This is a genomic window from Dolichospermum sp. DET69, from assembly GCA_017355425.1.
Lineage (GTDB): Bacteria > Cyanobacteriota > Cyanobacteriia > Cyanobacteriales > Nostocaceae > Dolichospermum.
This window is the reverse complement of sequence record CP070233.1, coordinates 3,897,694-3,920,663: the sequence shown is the minus strand read 5'-3', so window position 1 is coordinate 3,920,663 and position 22,970 is coordinate 3,897,694. Positions and strand designations below refer to the sequence as shown.

Below are 22,970 nucleotides of genomic sequence, written 5' to 3'. Positions count from 1 at the left end.
ATAGGACTTTCCAAACATCCTCTTAGTCCCCGTGATGCCAAGATAGTTCTGTACAAAAATGTTACGGCTGCCTAAATGGAACTTAAATCTCATTAATTCCTGGGGACTAAATACTTAAACTAAAAATAAAAAGCAAGGAAATTATGACATTAGCAAACATGGACAGCTATTGTAGTGAAGAAATTGGTATATCTATTTCGTTGCCGAAATATTGGCATCCAGAAGTTATTAATCAATGGCAATTTCGGATTTTTGGACTCCCGGAACCAGGCTTTGAGGAATATTTTGAGGAGTATCGCTCTACAATGAGTTATCTCCTGACTGAACCGGAAAGTAATTCTGGTAATTGGTTTGAAATCTTAATTACTGACTCTGGTAATAAAATGCAAGAAGACTACAATGAATATCAGTTAATCAGTGAGGAATATTGCCAGATTGCTGGTAACAGAGCTTATATTAGACACTACGAATGGACAGAAACAACAACGAGTTTACGCCTTTCCCAGTTACAGTCTCTCATTTACAATGATTCTTCATCTTTTTATCTAATCAACGCAGCAACCTTGAAGCCACTGGCAGACAAATATATGCCAATATTTAGGGAAATTTTACATTCAACACAAATTATTTCTAGTGGGTCTTCAAATTAACACATTCTTATTACTTATCAATAATGGTTGCCTTAGAAGAAGAAAATCCTTATACTCCTTACCTCAATCAACTTCTCCTTTTTTTACAACAATTAGACAAACTGTTAGAAAAAGCTATTACCAATGCTCGAACAGTTTATGGTAATGAAGTATTAAATAGCCCTTATCGTGGAGTGCACATTCAGGAGGAAGAGGTAGAACGTTTATTAAATAGTCAGCCCGTAACACCTGTATTACAGCCCAACAGCGAAAATTTAGATAAATTACCTTCAGATGTGGCTTGGGAAGGTTCACCCATAGCATGGATTCAGGAAATTTTTGATTTATCAGATTTCGATCTCAATATTATAGCGATCGCACTCGCCCCAGAACTTGACCGCCGTTACGAACGCCTTTACGCCTATCTCCAAGATGATGTGCGTTGCAAACGACCAACTGTAGATCTAGCTCTAAATTTACTCTGTACTTCAGCAATAGAAAAACTCACACGGCGGGTTCATTTTAGTGCGGATGCGCCTCTGATTCGTCACAGTTTACTGCATCTTTTCCCCGATGCTCATCAAACAGATCCACCCCTACTTGCCCATAACATTAAACTTGATCAGCAGGTAATTCAACTGCTATTAGGAGAACCGGGAATTGATGGCAGACTCGTTTCTTTTTGTCAATTAATTACGCCTAAATTTCAGTTTGATGACTTGCCTTTAAAACCTGAAATTAAGCAAGGTTTAATATCTTTAGTCAATGCCGATTGGTTAGCAGGTAAAACCCTAAATTTATATTTTCAAGGTGAGGACATTTCTGGCAAAAGTCATACCTCTGAAGCCATTGCTAATTCATTACAAGTACCTTTATTAATAGCAAATTCGACGAGAATTTTAGCTGATAAAGCAGAGTTTAAATCTACTATCAAATTATTATTTCGGGAAGCTTGGTTTAAAAATGCCCTGCTTTATATCGAAGATTTAGATGTTTTACAAACCCAAGAAAATACTATTTTATATCAAGAGTTTCTCAAGCAATTAACAGAATATTCCAGAGTTACTATTTTAGCAGGTATTAAGTCTTGGGTAAATACGACAACTAAAGCCATAGAAGTGATCACAATTCCTTTTGTGATGCCAAATTTTCAGCAGCGTCGTTTTTACTGGGAAAATTGCTTGCAATCCGTAGGTATTACCCTGGATGCTATAGATTTGGATAGTTTGAGCGATCGCTTTCGTTTGACTTCTGAACAAATTGCTGATGCTGTGACAACGGCGACCAATCAAGTTCGCTGGCAAGCCGCGGTATCCGAGTTTCCTGATTCCCAATTTAGCCCGCAAAAACCTATAACATTAACTGATTTATTTACTGCGTCCAGAGGATTATCAGGACAGGATTTAGCAACCTTGTCTCGGCATATTCAGCCTAAATATAGTTGGGAAGATATTATATTACCAGATCACCAAAAAAATCTATTACGAGAGATTTGCAATCAAATAAAGCATCAACATTTAGTTTGGGAAGAGTGGGGGTTTGAGAGTAAGGTATCACTAGGAAAAGGGTTAAATGTCATGTTTTCTGGAACTCCGGGAACAGGTAAAACTATGGCAGCAGAGATAATTTCTCAAGAACTCCAGCTTGATTTATATAAAATTGATTTGTCCCAAGTAGTTAGTAAATATATTGGGGAAACAGAAAAGAACCTAAATCGGATTTTTATCGCAGCTACTAATGCTAATGCTATTCTTTTATTTGATGAAGCAGATGCCCTATTTGGTAAGCGCAGCGAAGTGAAAGATGCCCATGATCGCTATGCTAATCTGGAAATCAGTTACCTGTTACAGAAAATGGAAGAGTATGAAGGCATAACTATTCTTACTACCAATCTCCGCATGAATATGGATGATGCTTTTGTGCGACGACTCCGGTTTATTATTGAATTCCCATTTCCCAGCGAAAAACAACGATATCAAATTTGGCAGAAAATATTTCCTAAAAGCGCACCCTGTAGTCCTGAATTAGATTTAAATTTTCTCGCCCGTAATTTTGAACTAACCGGGGCAAATATTCGTAATATTGCCTTAACCGCAGCTTTTTTAGCCGCAGATGATAACAATCAAATTGAAGTAGCTCACTTAATTCAAGCAGTACGTCGTGAATATCAAAAGATGGGTAAAATCATCAAAGAGAAAGAATTAGGGCTTGCTGAAAAAGTCTTTTCATGATGGAGAGCGAAAAATTTCGGGGGAGATGGGGTTGGTTTCAAACCTCACCCATATGACTATCAAATTGTCAAAGCTACTAAGTAACTTTGCGGGTAATCCTCTACCCATTTCAGGGTTAGTTTTTACCCAGTTAGTTTATCTCAATACTGTAGCCAAAAAAAGAGGATGAAGAAAGAGGGCTGATGTAGTAGAGTTATAGTCTTCCAAAACAAAAACTCAAAAACCACATACAGCCCATGTTTGATATCCTAACACTCTTGCAATGCTTACTACCGGAAATAAAAGTCACGACGATGCGGCAATTGAACCAGATCATCATTGCCATGTTAGCCATGAGCGGACGAGTAACGATATTGGGAATATCACGTTGGACGCTTAGTGGTGGTAGTTATCGGACGGTCATGACCTAATGTAACTTCAGCCCCTTGGTAAGCGTTACCATTTTGCAAATAAACTTGTTTTTTACCATTTGCTTCTACCACAGCCGCAGTAGGAATAGTTAAGACATCTGACGATGTTTGATTTGTTAAAACTTCTAGTTCTGCAAACATTCCTGGCTTGAGAACTGCGCTTGAGTTATCTATTTCAGCTTTCACAGGAACAATCCGCGTATCACCCGCTACCGCAGATTCAACTACAGCAATGCGTCCGGTGAAGGTGCTGTTAGGTATAGAAGCCACTTTCAAGCTGACTCGTTGACCTATTTTAATTTTATCTAAATCTTTTTCATAAATATTTGCTGTGGCAAAAACGCGGCTGTCATTGACAATTGTCATTAATTTGCCACCCGCGTCCTGGAATGTTTGACCAAGAGTAACTTCCCTATCAGCAACCTTACCAGTAATGGGAGCATTTATGGTGATTAATCCTTGAGCATTAGCACGGTTTCCTAGTTGAGAAAGCCGAGTTTGATATGTGGTATTACTCAGTTTAATTTTTGATTTTGCCAGTTCCACCGCTGACTGAGCCATTTTGACTTTAGCTTCAGCTTCAATGACATCACGGCGGGTATTAGCTGTGGTTAATTTAGTTTTAGCTTCTGCTAGTTGGGCTTGAGATTCTAAGGCTATGGGACGTGGTAAAGCCCCATCATTATCTATCTTTGTTATATTTTTCTTGATGAAATGCAACTTGGCTCTGTTCTTGGGCAATTTCATCGGTGGCTATTTGTTGATAGCGATCGCAATTTCGTTGTGATAACTTTAGATCAACTAATGCTTGTCGTAAATCCGCTTGACCTTGTGCTAATTTTTCCTGGGAGTTAACCCGCAGTTCTAGTGACGTACTCCACACAATCCCTTTCAGGTGAGTGTGGGTAACGAGCGTGACTCCTCTATGAGGACATTAACCTAGGGGCGTATTGCAATACGCCCCTACAGGGCAAACGCACCTAAATTCTGTAATCCATGTCCAGCAAGGGTTTCAACTTTTAGTTACAAAACTAAACAATCGTCAAAACCTTTGTCCAGTAAGCATTCTAAAAATAAGATGCGTTTGCCCTGTACGCTCCTACACCGTGCGCCCCACGGTTCTTTGGTTTTGAGATTTGTTTTTTGTTTTGTAGGCTGCATTTGGAGCATTTAATTGGACTACACCTACTCTGGTCATAATCACATAAAATCAATATTTTGTACTCCCAGGGCGAGAAGCAAGCTACGTTTCGTCGCTGTAGCCTTCTTTGTTTTCGCTACGCTCAAATACAATTTGTGGCTACGCAACTCAACTCACGCGCATTCATGAGCCAGCGCTGTAGACGGGTTTCCCGTCGCAGGCGACTGGCATCCCCACGCTCCGGTATAGTGAGACGTGGGGCTTGGTGCTGATTAAGCTAAATCAGGACTAGAGACAACAGCTACAGGTTGGCCTTTTTGAACTTTAGCACCAGGTTCGACTAATAATTGCACCACCTTTGCCCCGGAAATTGGGGTAGTTACTTCTACTTTTTGACTTCTAGAATGCTCAATTATTTCAATAAAGTTTGCACAAAACTGCTACTTAGTAATCAAGAATTCTTCAGATGATTGAATAATGTGCATTCCAGCTTCTGCAAATCTAGCAAATATGTTATTAGCCTGTTCTGTATAGTCAACCACACCAGGAACGACAACAGGAGAAGTGCAATCTTCTAAAAGATAAATTTTCTTTGTTAAGTTACTATCTACCTGTTTAATTTCCGTTAATAAATCATCAATTGTCCAAGCAAGGCAATGACTTTTAGCTTGTCCAGCAATAATGACTGCATCGTATTCTAAAAGTTGTTTTATTAAACTTGTATTTTTTTGGGCAATTGGTTGTTCATCAAATCCTCTTAAAACTTCGGGGCGGAGAATAGAATAATTTTCTGTTAACGGATTTTCCCCTTTTAATTCAAATTGGGTTTGACTTTGACGAGCGATACTATGAAAAAATATGGCTTCTTCTACTGATGCAACTAAAGCATGACCAATTCCACCTAACATGGAATGATAAGGCCAAACTGTTAACGGGTATTTTCCATCTTGGCTAAGTTGTTGAACATAATGAAAAGCCTGTTTTGCTAATAAGTCATAATCACCATTGGTGATGCTATTAGCAACGACTGGGTTAACTTGCCAAATACCTTTTTCAATATCTGTGATTGTAATGTTGGTTGCGGCTGGGGTTGGGTGTTCTCCTTGGGAATTTATCCAGAATATAGGATGAAAGATTTGCATTGCTGTATGAGTATCTAGCGTGGGAATAATTTTGGTAATTACTCCCAAATTGTGATAAATAAATTCGCACAATCTTTGATTATCTGCAACTGCTCCATTTCCCGTTTGTCCACCTACGAATAATTCAAAATCAGGAATACAAAAGGTATTTTGCACATCTATTAATAATAGACAAATGCGGTTTTTATCTAAAGCTGCTGCTGGGATGTTTTGTTGTTTGGCATAGGTTTCAGCTTCAGCGGCACGTTGTTGATAAGGGACACGCCAGATTTCTCCGACTTTTGCGGGGTTGAAGTGGGAAGGAATCGGTAATTGGGTTATATTTTGGGTATTCATAATGGAAATACGCTTTGATTTTATGTATAAATTTCTAATCCTTGTCTAATTTGTGATCATCTGGGAAATTGAGAACAGGTAAGCGATCGCCTCGCAATAATTCTTCACTTGCTTCACCCAGGCTTATTAATGCCTCAGCCGTAGCTTTCTGAGCCATGATTATCATCAGTACAGATACTGTACTAGCTTGTAAAAGACAAGACGGAGAAATAGTGAAAGCAATTAAATTTAATCCAGATTGAGAAAAGAACTGTTGGTTTACAGGTGGCATTGTAATTATTAGTAATTAGTACACAAGTAAAAGCTATGTCTACGGTATATTACATCAATGTTAACAGCAGAAATATATAGCAGGAAACAGAGAAAAAGGTTAAAAGTATTTTAGTGTCTGATAGCACCCCATGCCATTAGTTATATTTTATGTATCCCTTGCGTTAAGTATTAACTCCTTCCTCCTTCTTTTTTCCTCCTGATTCCTGATTCCTGATTCCTGACTCCTGACTCCTTCCATAAGACTATTTTTGTCAATTGTGCAACCTGCCAAGGTAACAGAATTGTTAAAAAAAATGGCAAAATGTGATAATCCTATGATTCTAGTTGACAAGTACAGGCAAAATCCCCCAATACACCCTTGCTGTTAAATTCCACTGCATGATGAAAACAGTATTACTTGATAGCGAAGCACTGCTGCAAGCAGGTCGTCAAAAATCCCTAGTGCAATGGGTAAGCCAAGCAATAAGCATAAATACTTTCGGAGTAAAAGTCCGATTGCTAGGTAATGACCTACATATTCTCTGTGAAAGCGTTGAATGTCCACAACGTTGGCAAACCCTGTCAGAGTTACTGCAAGCACTACAGCAAACTGATGTAGATACCCTCACCAATGATGAAGAACCCTCAATATACCAAGTATTAATTTATGGTCGAAAAAAAGGGGATCACCGTCCTGAATGGTGTCATCGGGTCTATTTAAATCAACTAGAGCGACATTTAGAACAGGTAGAACAGTCACTATTAGCACAGGCAGAAGCACCTGTAAGCGTTGGTGGCTCGCTGATTATCTCTAATGAGAGTTTGGCACGCCAGGGAAATGTAGATGCGATCGCTCGCTATTTAAGCGAACATCTCAGTCATTTAGGCATAGATATACGGGTAAAAATTAAACCCTCTCCGGCGAAAAATAACTCTCAAATTGTTGTTAATCGTCTTTGGGTATTTTGTCAGTCTAGCTATAGCCCTGATCCATCATTATTGGCAGAAACGGTAGCCCAAAAGCTGAGACATTTGCAGCTTGTTGGTTATCAGGATGCCATCATTGTTGCTCAAGTTAGGGGAGAAACAGAGCCAGATTGGCATTTACGCGTAGATTTGACACCTCCGGATGTGATGTTAAAAGAATGGGCGCGTTGGGGGGATGTGCAAGCGATCGCGAGAATATTAACTGAGGAATTGTTAGGCTTTAAGATAGCATTGCAAACTTCTCTCAAAGAATCCACCTTACATATATTCTGTACTCCAGCTTTTGACCCCTTAGAAACCGCCCCTGCACCAAACAAAGAAACCGCACTACAAGCCATTGTCCCCTTGCTGGAAACTATTGCTCCTCAAGCTATTATCTCAGCCGCCATATATGGACAAAAAACAGCGGACAAAAAACCAATTTGGATAGATTGGGTATCTTTACCAGCATCCCAGCATCCCGCTTTAGTTACATCCGCCTTGGATCTTGCCCGTGCAGGTGATCAGCCAGCAATTATTTTTTTACTAGAGCGGTTACTCAATCCTGACCTAGATTGGCGATTGAAAACAGGTGGTATCCGGGTACTACTAGTTTGCAAAGAAGACTTATTACACATTATGTGTGATGCTCCCGTTTGTCCTACACGCCATCAAGTTTCTAGTAAAGTGACTCAATTTATCCGCCAATTGAAAATTTCCGGTATTACTGGTGTCCGTGTTTATGGTCGTCGTGCTGGTGATAAAGAACCTGTATGGCATCACGGAATTGATCTAGAAGAACGTTCTCGATTAGTTCCCGAAGCAACACCAGAATTTGCTGCTACATCAGAATATGTAAATTCCCTAGTGATCGGTGACAATAGTGAAGAAATTTTGCGTCCCGATTTAACAAGTCAAGAAGTACAAAATTTTATCAAAGAAATAGCAAATAATTGGGTGGCAAATACCAATAAACTCATCAGAAATTTACTTTTAAACAGCCAATTATTTACACAATCTAATCAAGAAACCGACGAAAATCCTGATCATCAAGGAATTGGCAGTGGGATGATTTGGCTGGCATTAGGATTACTTCTCGCTTTGCAAAGTGATTTTATGTTAGGCTATGTTGTTGCCCGGACATCTCAAAATTTGCCAAAAGCTACTAATAATATTGTTGCGCCCTTATCCTCAGAAGCTCAGGCATCTTTACCATTACAGAATAATCAGAAAACATCATTTTTAAATCAACCAGGAACAACCGAATTACCTAATAATAATCAGTCTGCTTTTAATGGTTCTGGATTTATTAACGAGAATAATTTAAAATCAGGAAATTTGCCAGCAGCACCATTAAAAGAAAAAGCTACTGCCACGGCGATTTTATTAGCAGCTAGATCACAAATGCCCAGTTTTAATGCTAGGCAATTAGATGAACAATTAGCTCTATATAAACAACGTTTAAACACTAAAAAACGCCCACCAGATGTCTTGATTGTTGGTTCTTCTCGCGCCCTGAGAGGAGTTGATCCTGTCGCCCTTTCTAAAGCTTTAGTCAGCCAGAATCATAGAAATATTGATATATTCAACTTCGGCATTAATGGAGCAACAGCCCAAGTTGTTGATGTTCTTATTCGTCAAGTTTTAGCACCTGAAGAACTGCCAAAAGTGATTTTATGGGCAGATGGTTCTCGCGCCTTTAATAATGGCAGAGAAGATATTACTTTCAATGCAATTGAAACCTCAGCAGGATACAAACAAATATTACAGAAAGCTAAAACAACAGTTACAGCTAATGAAGTTCCTGAAAACAAAGAAGAAAAAATTAGTAGTAAACCTAAGATAGAAGATCCTAGTATCTATCAAGTCGCTAACGATTGGTTAAATGAGTCCGGAGCTAATTTATCTGCTAGTTATAAAAACCGTGATCAAATTAAAACTCTTCTCCAAAAACAACTTCAATATTTACCTTTTAGTCATCAATATCCCCCAGTAAAATCAAAAACTCATCTCACTCATGATTCTGAGATAGATAATTCTTCTCTGCAAGGAGTTGATTTTGATGGCTTCTTACCTTTATCTATTCGCTTCAATCCCACCACCTATTATCAACAACACCCCAAAGTTTCTGGAGATTATGACAATGATTATAAATCTTTTCAACTAGCAGGTAAACAAGATCAGGCATTCCAGTCAATGTTAGAGTTTACTAAAAAGAATAATATCTCCCTTGTCTTTGTCAATATGCCCCTTACCTCGAATTATTTAGATCCTGTACGCACAAAATATGAACAGCAATTTCAAGAGTATTTATTAAGCTTTACTAGCAATTCTCACTTTATATATCGTAATTTAAGTCAGCTATGGCCAAAAGCAAATGATTACTTTTCTGATCCTAGTCACCTCAATCGCTATGGTGCTTATGAGGTATCAAAAAAACTGGCTATGGATCCAATGATTAGCTGGCCAACAAAGTGATTAAATAGGGCTGACTGAAAGAAAGTAAAAGCATTTATAGATAAAGGTTTACAGAGTTTTATCAGCAAACAAGTGCAAAATTATTGAGCCAAAATGTTGAAAACCTTTGCATTTTCACTCTTTAATAACCGGGTAAATTTGAGGACTCATTGACGAACCCTTCTTTTCTTTCTTCTTCTTCCTTCGTGTCCTTCGTGGTTCAGTACGGGCGTATTGCTATACGCCCCTACTGATTTGGTGACTCCTATCCCTATATTCTTTCTTCCCAATCACAAATTAAAAATCATCAATTAATAAACAATGAAATTTATATCAATTTTTTATGGGCTGTTTCTGTTAAGTGTTTTAGGCATCTATTGGACTGTTAATTTAGCAAATATAAGATTATGGATACTATTAATAGCTAGTCTTGTTTTTTACGCATCTTTACACATTCAATATTTACCATTACTGCTAACATTAACTTTTATTAACTTCCGTCTAGGGTTGGAAATTGGCAGCAATACTTCACCAGGAAAACATTCTCAAAACTGGAATTTATCTAACGAAGAATGGCAATTTGCTCAAGCTGACTGGAATCAACGCCGTCTCAAACTTTTAGGAATTGGCATAGGTTTTAATGTTTTTATGCTTCTAGGGTTTAAATACATAAATAATTTTCTAAATTTGGTTTTTAATCAGCCGACAAATTCACCAGAATCATTAATTAAATTAGTTGCACCTTTAGGAATTTCTTTCTTTATATTTGAATGTATAGCCTATTTGATAGATGTTTATCGTGGCGCTCCTGCTGCTGCTAAATTTATCCAATTTGCCACATATAAATTATTTTTCGCCAAACTAATTTCTGGTCCAATTACTCGTTATCATAATTTAGCAATTCAATTTGATCACTTAAAATTTCCCAGCATTGATAGGGTTGCTGAGGGACTGTGGTTAATTGCTAGAGGTGCAGTTAAAAAAGGGATTTTCGCCGATAATTTGGGGATATTTGTAGATTTATGTTTTGGCAACTTACAAAGAGCAGGTAGTACCGATTTATGGTTAGCTACCTTTGCTTACGGCTTACAGTTATATTTAGATTTTAATGGTTATGTAGATATTGCGCGGGGTAGCGCTTTACTGTTTGGTTTAGTTTTACCAGAAAATTTTGATTTTCCCTACTTCAGCACCAGTATTGCCGATTTTTGGCGCCGCTGGCATATAACATTGGGTGATTGGTTGCGTAATTATCTTTACTTTCCTTTAGGTGGTTCTCGACGCGGATTAATGCGTACCTGCGGAAATTTATTAATAGTTATGTTAGTAGCTGGTATCTGGCACGGTTCAGCTTGGGGTTTTATTATTTGGGGTCTATTGCATGGTATCGCTTTAGTAGTGCATCGTCTCACATCTGTATTAAGCGATCGCTTGACAATTCTTAACTTATTTTGGCAAAACCCTCTGGGAATGATTTTAGCTTGGTTTTTAACACAAATCATGGTTTTCACATCTTGGATTTGGTTTCGTCTTCCCAATCTCCAAGACTCAGCTTTCGTAATCCAAAACCTTTGGGGTCGTGGGGGTGATCAACAATTTGCGGAAAAAGTCTATGTAGAAGCCTTAAACATTAGTCAATATCAACTCTCTTGTTTGTTGATAGGCATAGCTTTAATAATGAGCATCTCCTATGCTTTTAAACGAGGCATGAAATTAGAATTTAGCTGGCCTATCAAAATTGTTTTTGTCCCCTTATGCTTTTATGCAGTTTGGTTATTAGCTCCTGAAGGGAGTTTACCTTATATATACTTTGATTTTTAGGAGCAACACTATTCCAGTGACTTTAGAACTGTTTAATTGCAAATGACAGAGCAGGGAACTAGCTATGCCTGAGGGCACGCTGGCGCGAACGCATTCGGTGGGTGTCGTGACTCCAATAACGTAGTCAAGTTTTGACTTAGGCTGGTCAGTATAGCTTGGTTAATTTCTCTTCCAAGCTCAGTGGCTTAAGCCCTGAGTTACTGACTACATCAGGAAAACATATAACTAATATAACTAATACTAATTTTAATTATCTTTACAAATCGAAACTCATCCTCTACTATAGTTAACAGATAGGCAAAACCACCTATCAATATCATAAGAAAATAAAGCAATCATAAAATGACAACAACCTTACAACAGCGCGAAAGTGCTAACGTATGGGATCGCTTTTGCGAATGGATCACCAGCACCGACAACCGGATTTATATCGGTTGGTTCGGCGTTCTCATGATTCCTACCCTGTTAGCTGCTACCACCTGCTTCATCATCGCCTTCATCGCTGCGCCTCCCGTTGACATCGACGGTATCCGCGAGCCAGTTGCAGGTTCTCTGATGTACGGAAACAACATCATCTCTGGTGCAGTTGTTCCTTCTTCTAACGCTATCGGTTTGCACTTCTACCCAATCTGGGAAGCAGCTTCCTTAGATGAGTGGTTGTACAACGGTGGTCCTTACCAATTGGTAGTTTTCCACTTCTTAATCGGTGCGGCTTGCTACTTAGGTCGTGAGTGGGAACTTTCCTACCGTTTAGGTATGCGTCCTTGGATTTGCGTAGCTTTCTCTGCACCTTTAGCAGCAGCAACCGCAGTATTCTTGATCTACCCAATCGGTCAAGGTTCATTCTCCGACGGTATGCCTTTGGGTATCTCCGGAACATTCAACTTCATGATCGTGTTCCAAGCTGAACACAACATCTTGATGCACCCCTTCCATATGTTGGGTGTAGCTGGTGTATTCGGTGGTTCTTTGTTCTCTGCAATGCACGGTTCTTTGGTAACTTCTTCCTTAGTTAAGGAAACAACTGAAACCGAGTCACAAAACTACGGTTATAAGTTCGGTCAAGAAGAAGAAACCTACAACATCGTTGCAGCTCACGGCTACTTCGGTCGCTTGATCTTCCAATACGCTTCTTTCAACAACAGCCGTCAACTACACTTCTTACTCGCTGCATGGCCTGTAATTGGTATTTGGTTCACATCATTGGGCGTTAGCACAATGGCGTTCAACTTGAACGGTTTCAACTTCAACCAATCCATCATTGATTCTCAAGGTCGCGTTGTAGCTACCTGGGCTGATGTAATCAACCGCGCTAACTTGGGTATGGAAGTAATGCACGAGCGTAACGCTCACAACTTCCCCCTAGACCTAGCTGCTATGGAAGTTGCTCCTGTTGCTTTAACCGCTCCTGCTATCAACGGTTAATAATTAAAGCTTTGTTAATAGCTTAATTACAAAAACACCCTCCAGAAATGGGGGGTGTTTTTGTTTTACATAAAAATCACGCAAAAATAGTAGTAGAAAATTTGTGCGTTTCGGGTATGTTAGCTAACCATAAATTAGCCCAAGTTATAGCTGATTGTGGTTTCCATGAGTTTAAACGTCAGTTGGAATTTGACACTCTCACTGGCTTTAGCCGCTGAGATTCTTGGTTCAACGAGTCCACTTAACTTAGAACCCTTGCGGTATCTAAGCCAGAGGTGGTTCTCTCCCCAAGCGTTAACTTTCCCTCTGCCCGAAGGTAGTTGCATTACTGCAAATTTTGCTTGCTAGGGGCGTATTGCAATACGCCCCTACTTGTCTAGTATTTATATATCAGGAAATCCAGTTCTAGCAAACATTTTGGCAATTCATTAGACATCTGGTAAAAATTAAATATACGTGACCCGTAACCCTTGTAGCCCACATTCCGCACCCTGGGGTGTCACATAGTATTATCACTTGATTTTCTCTTGATTTTTGGATACAAATTATGCCTTGTCGGCATCATGTATCCGTTAATTCATCGAGATTCGGTATACAATACATCCTCATTTCATCATAAAAAACAGTAAAAACCGATTGTGACAGTTGAGGGTGCGGAAGATAGGTTGTAGAGACGTTCCATGGAACGTCTCTACATTCTTTTTTACCAGATGTCTATTATATGCAACTCAAGTGCTGATTAGTAGGGGTGCAAGGCTTGCACCCAGGAATTCAGTTATCAGTTAGGTTACGAGAAAATCAAAAATCGTTACAAAAAAAATAATTCTTAAAAACCTTACTCTGTCTAGCTTATTGCGATTTGGACTACCCAGTTAGAAAGATTTATTAAAAAATATTACGAAAACCCCTTTACAAATCGAAACATAAGGCTTAATATAAGTTCATAAGGTAGAAACACCTACCAAAACATACATACCTCAAACGCAATTATAAACACATGACCACAACTTTACAACAGCGCGAAAGTGCTAACGTATGGGATAACTTTTGTGAATGGATCACCAGCACCGACAACCGGATTTATATCGGTTGGTTCGGCGTTCTCATGATTCCTACCCTGTTAGCTGCTACCACCTGCTTCATCATCGCTTTCATCGCTGCGCCTCCCGTTGACATTGACGGTATCCGTGAGCCAGTTGCAGGTTCTTTAATGTACGGAAACAACATCATCTCTGGTGCAGTTGTTCCTTCTTCTAACGCTATCGGTTTGCACTTCTACCCAATCTGGGAAGCAGCTTCCTTAGATGAGTGGTTGTATAACGGTGGTCCTTACCAATTGGTAGTTTTCCACTTCTTGATCGGTGCAGCTTGCTACTTAGGTCGTGAGTGGGAACTTTCTTACCGTTTAGGTATGCGTCCTTGGATCTGCGTAGCTTTCTCTGCACCTTTAGCAGCAGCAACCGCAGTATTCTTGATTTACCCAATTGGTCAAGGTTCATTCTCCGACGGTATGCCTTTGGGTATCTCCGGAACATTCAACTTCATGATCGTGTTCCAAGCTGAACACAACATTCTGATGCACCCCTTCCATATGTTGGGTGTAGCTGGTGTATTCGGTGGTTCTTTGTTCTCTGCAATGCACGGTTCTTTGGTAACTTCTTCCTTAGTTAAGGAAACAACTGAAACCGAATCTCAAAACTACGGTTATAAGTTCGGTCAAGAAGAAGAAACCTACAACATCGTTGCAGCTCACGGCTACTTCGGTCGCTTGATTTTCCAATACGCTTCTTTTAACAACAGCCGTCAACTACACTTCTTACTCGCTGCATGGCCAGTAATTGGTATTTGGTTCACCGCTTTGGGCGTTAGCACAATGGCGTTCAACTTGAACGGTTTCAACTTCAACCAATCCATCATTGATTCTCAAGGTCGCGTTGTAGCTACCTGGGCTGATGTAATCAACCGCGCTAACTTGGGTATGGAAGTAATGCACGAGCGTAACGCTCACAACTTCCCCCTAGACTTAGCTGCTAGTGAAGTTGCTCCTGTTGCTTTGACTGCTCCTGCAATCAACGGTTAATAATTAAAGCTTTGTTAATAGCTTAATTACAAAAACACCCTCCAGAAATGGGGGGTGTTTTTGTTTTACATAAAAATCTGGTCTTGCTGATAGGTAAGATGTTGACACTCTCAGCGTCTTTAGGCACTGAGATTCTTTAATCAATGAGCCGACTTGTTTAAACAGGATTACTCCAACAAAAATAGAGGTCGATTCTCCTAAAGCGTTAATTCCGGTATGCCCTACCGTACTCGATTTTGGCATTTTATTTTTTACTAAATTTAGCTTTCCTAAACTGCAATACCGTTAGGTATGACTACGCACTTAACCAATCTAGTTAAGTTTTTACGTTGTTTAGTTATACTTAAATTTAGTAGTCCCCATAATTATATAACATCTACTGCGACCAATCAATTTTTTACGTGACTAAAGTCACTCAAGTCGCTTATATCTCAGCCTTAAAGGGACTGAGCTTTACACTTACCGGTTATTCTTGTAATGTCCGTAATTAAAACCTTATGCCTAGTACAGCTAATTTTCTGCAATACACTCAATGGTGTGGTATTGCCACAATAGTATTTGCAGTCCTGACAATCTTGGCTTTTATTGTCAAATGGGGCTTCCGCTTTCGGTTGGTGGGTGCAACTGGCTTTATGCTGGTACTGACAGGGGGGTTATTTTCACTTTCCCTCGTACCTCTGAGTCGCACAATTATTCCCGGTGCTATGAAGTATACCCTGGTTTATGACAACGGTTCTAACCAAACAGTAATTGCAGTTACACCAAAAATCACTCCTACAGAATTAGAAGCAACTTTACGTCAAGCAGCTAGTAATCTCTATTCCTATGGTCGCTTAGGTGCAAATGGTAATAGTCAACTGACAGTTCGCGCCCGCACCATTATCCACCCAGAAATAGGGTTATCTATACCTCTGTACTTGGGTCAAGTAAACCGGACTTTAGTTAGTCGTGAAGATTCAGAAATGGCGATTGAAGTTTATTTGGATAAGTTTGCTTCATTACCAAAACCTACGGCTTAGGGATTTCTAGGGTAGGGGGAATATTTATTACTCATTCCCTTTACCCGTTACTGATTTTTTTGGCTGGTGAGAAATTTTTATTTCGTCTATTATCTTGATACACTAATATACGACTTACCTATTGACAAAAAATATTAAGTTAAAAATAGCTTATCTGTTGGCTTCCACACCCGTCCAGAAATGATAGCGTAGCGTGGCGTAAGCCATATTTCAGGGCTAATAACCAAAGTATAATAACCAAAGTAAGGGTGTGTTGCAATACGCCCATACCTATCTAAAAACTTTAGAGGATCATAATAGTTCTGTTAGGTCAGTAGCCTGGAGTGGAGATGGTCTGACCTTGGCTAGTGGTAGTTATGATGAAACGGTGAAACTATGGAATGTCCGAACTGGGGACTGTATCGCCACCTTTGACCATAAATTATATGTAGGGTTGAAGATTCAGGGGGTGAAGGGGTTAAGTCAGTCGGAAATATTAACTTTAAAGGCTTTGGAGGCTGTGGAGTAGGGGTCAGGGGAAAAATTAGCTATTACCAATTCCCTGCTGTACATTTTTTCTGTCATCTATACTACAATAAGGATTATTTTAAAATTTCATTAAGAAATATCAATAGTTTTGGCAAAATAGTGATCATGTCTAATCAACATTCTACTGAAACTTTATCTACTCAAACCACTAGCTCATTTTTGAGTTTGAGCGTTTCCCCTGGGAAGGTAATTCGCGGTGGGGGTGTGTTATCAACTGTTGCGACTGAAGTAGCTAAGTTGGGAAGTCGTCCGTTAATTATTGCTGGAAATCAGACTCTCAATCTTAGTCAGGAGAGTTTACAACCTCTTTTCCAATGTCAACAATTACATCCTGTCTTAATTTCTTATGGTGCTGATTGTTGTGAAGCTAGTCTGAAAACTTTACGCAAAGCCGCCAAGGAACATAAAACTGATATGATTATCGGTATTGGTGGTGGTAAAGCTTTAGATACGGCTAAATTAGTCGCTCATCAATTAACATTACCGGTTGTTACAATTCCCACTTCTGCGGCTACCTGTGCAGCCTGGACAGCCCTGTCTAATGTCTATTCGGAAACGGGGGCGTTTTTGTATGATGTGGCTTTGTCTCGCTGTCCTGATTTGCTGATTTTGGATTATGATTTAATTCAGACTGCACCCCAACGGACTTTAGTGGCAGGTATCGGAGATGCGATCGCTAAATGGTACGAAGCATCTGTGAGTAGTGGACACTCAGAACAGACTCTAATTATAGCCGCAGTCCAACAAGCGCGAGTTTTAAGAGATATTTTATTACAAAAGTCCGCCGCTGCGTTACAGTCTCCCGGTAGCGAAATTTGGCAAGAAGTTGTTGATTGTACTGTACTCCTAGCTGGGGTAATTGGGGGACTCGGTGGGGCGCAATGTCGCACAGTTGCGGCTCATGCAGTTCATAATGGCTTAACCCATATTTCTGGACATGGTAGCATTCACGGGGAAAAGGTCGCTTATGGTATCCTAGTACAACTGCGGTTAGAAGAAATGATCCAGGGAAATCAACTAGCAACGTCAGCAAGACAACAATTGTTGAAGTTCTATGCAGAGATTGGATTACCCCAAAAATTAGCAGATTTGGGATTAGGTAATATCACTCTGGTTGAGTTACAAACAGCAGCAGAAATTAGTTTAGAACCTAATTCTGATATCCATCGGTTACCGTTTACTGTAGCGGTGGAACAATTGATGGCCGCAATGATTTCTACTACTGCACCAAGTCAATTAAAAATTAAAAATTAAAAATAAGTCATAGGTAATAGGTAATAGGTAATGGGTAAGAAAATATTCCCCCTGCCCCCTGCACCCTTGCCTCTTTCTGCTCCCCCGTCCCCTATTTCTATTCGAGGTAAAAGAATGAGTTTGAGTTGGATTACTCCCGCAGAACGGATCCGAAAATTGCCACCTTATGTGTTTGCCCGTTTGGATGAATTAAAGGCTAAGGCTAGAGAACAGGGACTAGATTTGATTGATTTGGGTATGGGAAATCCTGATGGTCCTACACCTCAACCTGTAATAGAAGCCGCAATAGCAGCTTTGCAAAATCCAGCTAATCACGGTTATCCACCTTTTGAAGGAACTGCTAGTTTCCGTAAAGCTATTACTCAATGGTATCATCGCCGTTATGGTGTGACACTTGATCCTGATAGTGAGGCTTTACCTTTACTGGGTTCTAAGGAAGGTTTGGGACATTTAGCGATCGCCTATATTAATCCTGGTGATACTGTATTAGTACCTTCACCATCTTACCCTGTGCATTTTCGTGGACCGATTATTGCTGGGGGAGTAGTTCACAATTTAATTCTTAAAGAAGAAAATAACTGGTTAATTGATTTAGCGGCTATTCCCGACGAAGTGGCTAGAAAAGCCAAAATCCTCTATTTTAATTATCCTAGTAATCCTACCGCAGCCACAGCCCCCCGTGAATTTTTTGAGGAAATTGTGGCGTTTGCACGGAAATATGAAATTCTTTTAGTCCATGATTTATGTTATGCAGAATTAGCTTTTGATGGTTATCAACCTACTAGCTTATTAGAAATTCCTGGTGCAAAGGAGATTGGTGTAGAGTTTCACACTCTCTCCAAAACCTATAATATGGCAGGTTGGCGCGTTGGGTTTGTAGTTGGCAACCGTCACGTTATCCAAGGTTTGCGGACACTAAAAACCAATTTAGATTATGGCATTTTTTCGGCTTTGCAAACTGCGGCAGAAACAGCTTTGCAACTTCCTGATAGTTATTTACATGAAGTGCAGCAACGTTACCGCACTCGTCGAGATTTTCTAATTGACGGTTTGGGTAAGTTGGGGTGGAATATTCCCAAAACTGAAGCAACTATGTATTTGTGGATAAAATGTCCTGTGGGGATGAATTCTACAGATTTTGCTTTGCACGTTCTCCAGCAAACGGGTGTGGTTCTGACTCCTGGTAATGCCTTTGGCGTAGGTGGTGAAGGCTATGTGAGAATTAGTTTAATTGCAGATTGCGATCGCTTGGGTGAAGCTTTACAAAGATTCAAGGAAGCTGGAATTTGCTATCAATCGGAAGTTTCTGTTTCTGGGTGAGTTAATTTTTCTTGTGTCTGATTTAACTGGTTTCAATCCCTAATAGGGAGTAATAGAAATTGCAATTCACACACTGCCGGACATTAAAGAAATATTTGCCATCTTACCTCTATCGGCGTAAGAGGTTGTTTGAAAAGTATTAGATGAAACCGATAATCTTCAAAAACCTAACCCCCCTGCCCCCTTCCCTACGAGGGAAAGGGGGTTTCAAAGCCTCTCCCCGAAGCGGGGAGAGGTTTACAAGAGGGGTTTATTTATACATTAAAAACTTTTCAAACATCCTCTAAGATGGTTCTATATTTTGTAGTCATAGTTTGAGAATAATAATAATAGCGGTAAAACCGATATATTGACCGATAAAAATATATCTGCGCTGAAAATTTCTATCTATCTGTGAAAAAAAATAGTAACAGAATCATAATGTCGTCAATATTAGTAGTAATAAAGGCAATTATGCCTTCTGTGAAAGCGGTTGCAAGCCTATTCATGGTAAAATTTTATAAATCTAAATTTAAACTTTATGAAATATAATTGCTACATATGCCTATATTAGAGTAAAAATATTACCATAAGCATCCTTACTGAAATAACTTTAGGTTGTCAGTAACCCAGCCCTAAAGGGACTGGGCTTGCAAGAGTAATCAAGCAAGCCGTGCTGACCAGACCACCCTGAGCATAGTCTCAGGGTAGCCGTTATTTGAGTCACGACACCCCGGAATGCGAAGCTAGTTCCCTGCTCTGTCATTTGCAATTAAACAGTTTTAAGGTCACTGAAACAGTGTTGCAAGTATAACAAGCTCTTATAACAGGTCGAAGCTAACATCACCCCGAAAGGGAGGCTCTTTGGAGCAAAACATTATGCGTACAGAGTTGAGAAATTTGAATCGGTAATTGTCCCGTTGAAAGTACATCACAAAAGTACCCCAAATTTCTTAACTCCAAGGCGGTAATGAAAAAAGATTCAAAGCGGTTAAAACCGCCCGTGTCGTTTCCCTCTCAGGGCTAAAGCCGCTGAGTTTCCTACTTACCGGGTATTCTTATGAAAAAAGCTGTCTACTGGATAATGGGTGAAAGGGCAGGACGAACCATAGTTGGGACTTGGAACTGGTTATGGGGAATGCCTGTAGAGTCAGGTGGTAAGGTGGCTGTAGCCGTGGCTGAAGAATCTCTCCAGTCAATGCAAGAAGCCGTTCAGAAACTGGCTGTAGCGGTTGCGGCTCAAGAAGGGGCTTATAAAACTGCCAAGAATAAATATGAGACAAAAATTAAAGAATTTAAGGTTTTAGAGCAACAGGCAATGATTGCTCAACGTGGTGGTAATGAAGAAGCTGCACGAATGGCTATGGCTAAGGCCATTCAAACGGAGCAAATCTTGCCTAAACTAGAGGAAATGGTTAAACAGGCAGAAACTGCGGTCAAGGCTTCTAAGGATAAACTCAACCGTGAGCGCATGAAGTTAGAAAGCTACAAAGCTGATATGCAGAATATGAAAGATATGTCAGAGGTGAATGAAGCTTTGGCTATGATTGCTAAAGTTAATAATGAATTTGATATTGGTTCGGCTAAAAGTGACTTTGAAAAGGCTAAAGGTGCAGTTGAACGTCGGAATTTAAAGACAGAGGCTTTGGCCGAATTGTCAGAAAATCCTGCGGAAAAACTCCAAGCCGAAATGGAAAATATGACTTTGGACGACGAAGTTGCCCGTCGTTTGCACAGATTACAAGATTCTCAACCTAAACAACTACCAGAATAAGCAGGAATTTATGAGTCAGAAAAGCGGACCGCCTCCTATTGTTTTTATTCTTTTATTTCTCGCGTTTTTAGGTGGTGGTTACTGGTGGTTTTTCATGCGTAACCCTGCCCAGACAACTACAACTACACAGCCAGAGAATAGTCCTCTCGGTAGTAATACCACAACTACTACTGGGGCTTTCTCATTACCAACAACAGTAGCCAGCGGTACTACCGTCAAGATAGATGGTTCTACTAGTATGGTGACAATTAACCAAAATCTTAAAAATGGTTTTGAGAAAAAGTTTCCCGGCACAAAAGTGGTAGCAGTTGGTAATGGGACAGATAAGGGAATTCAGGATCTCTTAGCTGGTAAAGTGGATATTGCAGGGGCTTCTAGACCATTAACAGCACAGGAACAAAGTCAGGGATTGAAGGCGGTTACTGTAACACAAGATGCGATCGCTCTGATAGTCGGTAAGACAAATCCCTTCAATCAAGGATTAACCAGTAGCCAAGTTGCAGATATATTTCAGGGAAAAATTAATAATTGGTCAGCAGTAGGTGGTGCAGCCGCAACTATCCGCGTTATTAATCGTCCAGCAATTAGTGGCACACATCAAGCATTTAAAGAATTAGTGCTGAAGAAAGGCAATTTTGGGACTACACCCAATATTACGACATTGCAACGAGATGCCACAACTCCCTTAATTCAAGCTTTAGGAACTGATGGTATAGGTTATGCTACCTTTGCTCAAGTTGCTAATCAGCAAACAGTGCGAGTTTTGGCTATTGATGGTTTAACACCAGATGGAAGTAGTTATCCTTATCAGCGATCGCTGTATTACGTCTATAAAGACCCTGCTAATGTGGGAGTTCAAGCATTTTTAGGTTACGCGACTTCCCCCCAAGGACAACAGGCTTTAGCATTAGGAAACTGATGTAGAAAAAATAGGAAGTTAGGATGTGGGAGTTAGAGGTTAAAATAAATCCTGACTTCTTTTTTAATATCCTGATTCGGTGACTTCTGATGGGGCGCAGGGCCTGCGCCCCTACATCCTGTATTATTTATAATATTTTCTATGACTAGAACTCGTGAACCCTTAATTAGTTTAGCACTGTATCACGCCTTTAAGTGGTCGGTGATTAGCCCTTTGCTGCATACATACTTTCGCGGTAGGATTTATGGCGCGGAAAATGTCCCTCAAACTGGGTCTGTGATCATAGTTAGTAATCATGCTAGTTACTTTGACCCCCCCATAGTTTCTACTTCTGTCCGTCGTCCAGTTGCTTACATGGCCAAGGAAGAATTATTTAAAGTTCCGGTTTTATCCCAAGCAATTAAATTATATGGTGCATACCCGGTGAGTCGCGGTAGTGCTGACCGCAATGCTATCCGTTCGGCTTTAGAATATTTAGATAATGGTTGGGCTGTGGGTGTGTTTTTAGAAGGTACACGCACGACCGATGGTCGCATTCATGACCCCAAAAGAGGTGCAGCCCTTTTAGCCGCTAAGGCTAACGCTCCTTTCTTACCAGTGTGTTTATGGGGAAGTGAGAAAATTTTACAACCTGGTTCTTCTGTTCCCCGTTCTGTACCTTTGACTCTGAGAATTGGGAAGTTAATTGATGCTCCCAGTTCTAGCAAGAAGGAGGAATTGGAGAGAGTTACTCAAATGTGTGCGGACGCAATTAATGAAATGCACGATTTGGGAAGGTGAGAATTTCTTAGGGGGCGGGCAAGATGCCCACCCCACAAGAGTTTGCACAATCAAGAATGTGCAAATTAAATATTCAACAGCTTTTTATGCTACTGATAGATGTTTGAATGGACGCTCTTTTAATTGTTGATATAACTCTTCTGCATAAGCTTCAAGCTGTGAAGTTGTCATTGCCTTGAGAACGCGCTGTTGACCAGTGGGAATTTTAAGCTGTTCAAGCGACCGCATAATGTCTTGCATTAAATAACTGCGTCTCTCATTATCTTGTTTTGCCTGAACTTGTTGCTTCTGCACATTTGACAATTCAGTTATAGATTGTATTAATTCAATCACTTCAGAGGGAGAAGAACCAAGGGCAAAAGATTTTTGAGCCAGATCAATAGGTGATAAGCTATCATTATTTAGTGTTGGTTTCATTTTTGTTTCCTTTTTGTAAAACTGACGAAATTTGGAACTTTTACTGACAAACAATTCAATTAAATCAAGTTAATAGCCTGTCCCAACTGT

16 protein-coding genes and 4 pseudogenes are annotated in these 22,970 nt (G+C 39.9%); 14 read left to right on the top strand and 6 right to left on the bottom strand.

Annotated elements, in window-relative coordinates; translation table 11 throughout:
* The first annotated feature begins 143 nt into the window (after positions 1-143).
* The 3 genes and pseudogenes from EZY12_17905 (at position 144) to EZY12_17895 (ending at position 3,264) form a co-directional block, all read left to right on the top strand.
* Positions 144-650, top strand: a complete 507-nt coding sequence (locus tag EZY12_17905; GenBank protein ID QSX66648.1) for a hypothetical protein — start codon at positions 144-146, stop codon at positions 648-650.
* 23 nt (positions 651-673) lie between these two features.
* Complete coding sequence (locus EZY12_17900) at positions 674-2,860, top strand: AAA family ATPase (GenBank protein ID QSX66647.1); 2,187 nt, start codon at positions 674-676, stop codon at positions 2,858-2,860.
* 236 nt (positions 2,861-3,096) lie between these two features.
* A pseudogene (locus EZY12_17895) lies at positions 3,097-3,264 on the top strand (IS4 family transposase).
* Here EZY12_17895 and EZY12_17890 read toward each other — a convergent pair.
* The 4 genes and pseudogenes from EZY12_17890 to EZY12_17875 form a co-directional block, all read right to left on the bottom strand.
* A pseudogene (locus EZY12_17890) lies at positions 3,265-4,138 on the bottom strand (efflux RND transporter periplasmic adaptor subunit). It abuts the pseudogene before it with no gap.
* A 551-nt stretch (positions 4,139-4,689) separates the two neighbouring features.
* Positions 4,690-4,809 (bottom strand): annotated as a pseudogene (locus EZY12_17885) (biotin/lipoyl-binding protein).
* Positions 4,810-4,851: 42 nt separating this feature from the next.
* The gene (locus tag EZY12_17880; protein ID QSX66646.1) at positions 4,852-5,889 is read right to left on the bottom strand and encodes a cysteine hydrolase family protein; all 1,038 of its coding nucleotides are present in this window, start codon (positions 5,887-5,889) and stop codon (positions 4,852-4,854) included.
* 34 nt (positions 5,890-5,923) lie between these two features.
* Entirely contained in the window at positions 5,924-6,160 is a 237-nt protein-coding gene (locus EZY12_17875) for a hypothetical protein (GenBank protein QSX66645.1), read from the bottom strand.
* A gap of 383 nt (positions 6,161-6,543) precedes the next feature.
* Here EZY12_17875 and EZY12_17870 point away from each other — a divergent pair, with 383 nt between their 5' ends.
* The 3 genes from EZY12_17870 to psbA (EZY12_17860) all read left to right on the top strand — a co-directional run bounded on the left by EZY12_17870 (position 6,544) and on the right by psbA (EZY12_17860) (position 12,810).
* The gene (locus EZY12_17870; GenBank protein QSX70722.1) at positions 6,544-9,585 is read left to right on the top strand and encodes a DUF1574 family protein; all 3,042 of its coding nucleotides are present in this window, start codon (positions 6,544-6,546) and stop codon (positions 9,583-9,585) included.
* Positions 9,586-9,885: 300 nt separating this feature from the next.
* A complete protein-coding gene (locus EZY12_17865) occupies positions 9,886-11,385 on the top strand; it encodes an MBOAT family protein (GenBank protein ID QSX66644.1) in 1,500 nt (499 codons plus the stop codon).
* A gap of 342 nt (positions 11,386-11,727) precedes the next feature.
* Positions 11,728-12,810, top strand: a complete 1,083-nt coding sequence (gene psbA / locus EZY12_17860; GenBank protein ID QSX66643.1) for a photosystem II q(b) protein — start codon at positions 11,728-11,730, stop codon at positions 12,808-12,810.
* A 134-nt stretch (positions 12,811-12,944) separates the two neighbouring features.
* Here the strand turns inward: psbA (EZY12_17860) and EZY12_17855 are convergent, their stop codons facing one another.
* Positions 12,945-13,136, bottom strand: a complete 192-nt coding sequence (locus EZY12_17855; protein QSX66642.1) for a hypothetical protein — start codon at positions 13,134-13,136, stop codon at positions 12,945-12,947.
* Positions 13,137-13,807: 671 nt separating this feature from the next.
* Here EZY12_17855 and psbA (EZY12_17850) point away from each other — a divergent pair.
* From psbA (EZY12_17850) to EZY12_17815, 8 genes and pseudogenes are all read left to right on the top strand, one after another.
* Positions 13,808-14,890: a photosystem II q(b) protein gene (gene psbA / locus EZY12_17850; GenBank protein ID QSX66641.1), complete on the top strand. Its 1,083-nt coding sequence runs from the start codon at positions 13,808-13,810 to the stop codon at positions 14,888-14,890.
* A 497-nt stretch (positions 14,891-15,387) separates the two neighbouring features.
* Positions 15,388-15,909 carry a Ycf51 family protein gene (locus EZY12_17845; protein QSX66640.1) on the top strand — a complete coding sequence of 174 codons (522 nt, stop codon included), beginning with the start codon at positions 15,388-15,390 and terminating at the stop codon, positions 15,907-15,909.
* 274 nt (positions 15,910-16,183) lie between these two features.
* Positions 16,184-16,417: pseudogene (locus EZY12_17840) on the top strand (hypothetical protein).
* Positions 16,418-16,542: 125 nt separating this feature from the next.
* Entirely contained in the window at positions 16,543-17,691 is a 1,149-nt protein-coding gene (locus EZY12_17835; GenBank protein ID QSX66639.1) for an iron-containing alcohol dehydrogenase family protein, read from the top strand.
* Between the two features lie 114 nt (positions 17,692-17,805).
* Positions 17,806-19,011 (top strand): aspartate aminotransferase, encoded by a 1,206-nt coding sequence (locus tag EZY12_17830; protein QSX66638.1) that lies wholly within the window; start codon positions 17,806-17,808, stop codon positions 19,009-19,011.
* Between the two features lie 1,039 nt (positions 19,012-20,050).
* On the top strand, positions 20,051-20,764 hold the full coding sequence (locus tag EZY12_17825) for a PspA/IM30 family protein (GenBank protein QSX66637.1): 714 nt from the start codon (positions 20,051-20,053) through the stop codon (positions 20,762-20,764).
* Between the two features lie 10 nt (positions 20,765-20,774).
* Positions 20,775-21,683, top strand: coding sequence for a phosphate ABC transporter substrate-binding protein (locus EZY12_17820; GenBank protein QSX66636.1), 909 nt, complete (start codon positions 20,775-20,777; stop codon positions 21,681-21,683).
* Between the two features lie 141 nt (positions 21,684-21,824).
* On the top strand, positions 21,825-22,463 hold the full coding sequence (locus EZY12_17815; protein ID QSX66635.1) for a 1-acyl-sn-glycerol-3-phosphate acyltransferase: 639 nt from the start codon (positions 21,825-21,827) through the stop codon (positions 22,461-22,463).
* An 84-nt stretch (positions 22,464-22,547) separates the two neighbouring features.
* Here the strand turns inward: EZY12_17815 and EZY12_17810 are convergent, their stop codons facing one another.
* Positions 22,548-22,880, bottom strand: a complete 333-nt coding sequence (locus tag EZY12_17810) for a hypothetical protein (protein ID QSX66634.1) — start codon at positions 22,878-22,880, stop codon at positions 22,548-22,550.
* Between the last annotated feature and the right edge of the window lie 90 nt (positions 22,881-22,970).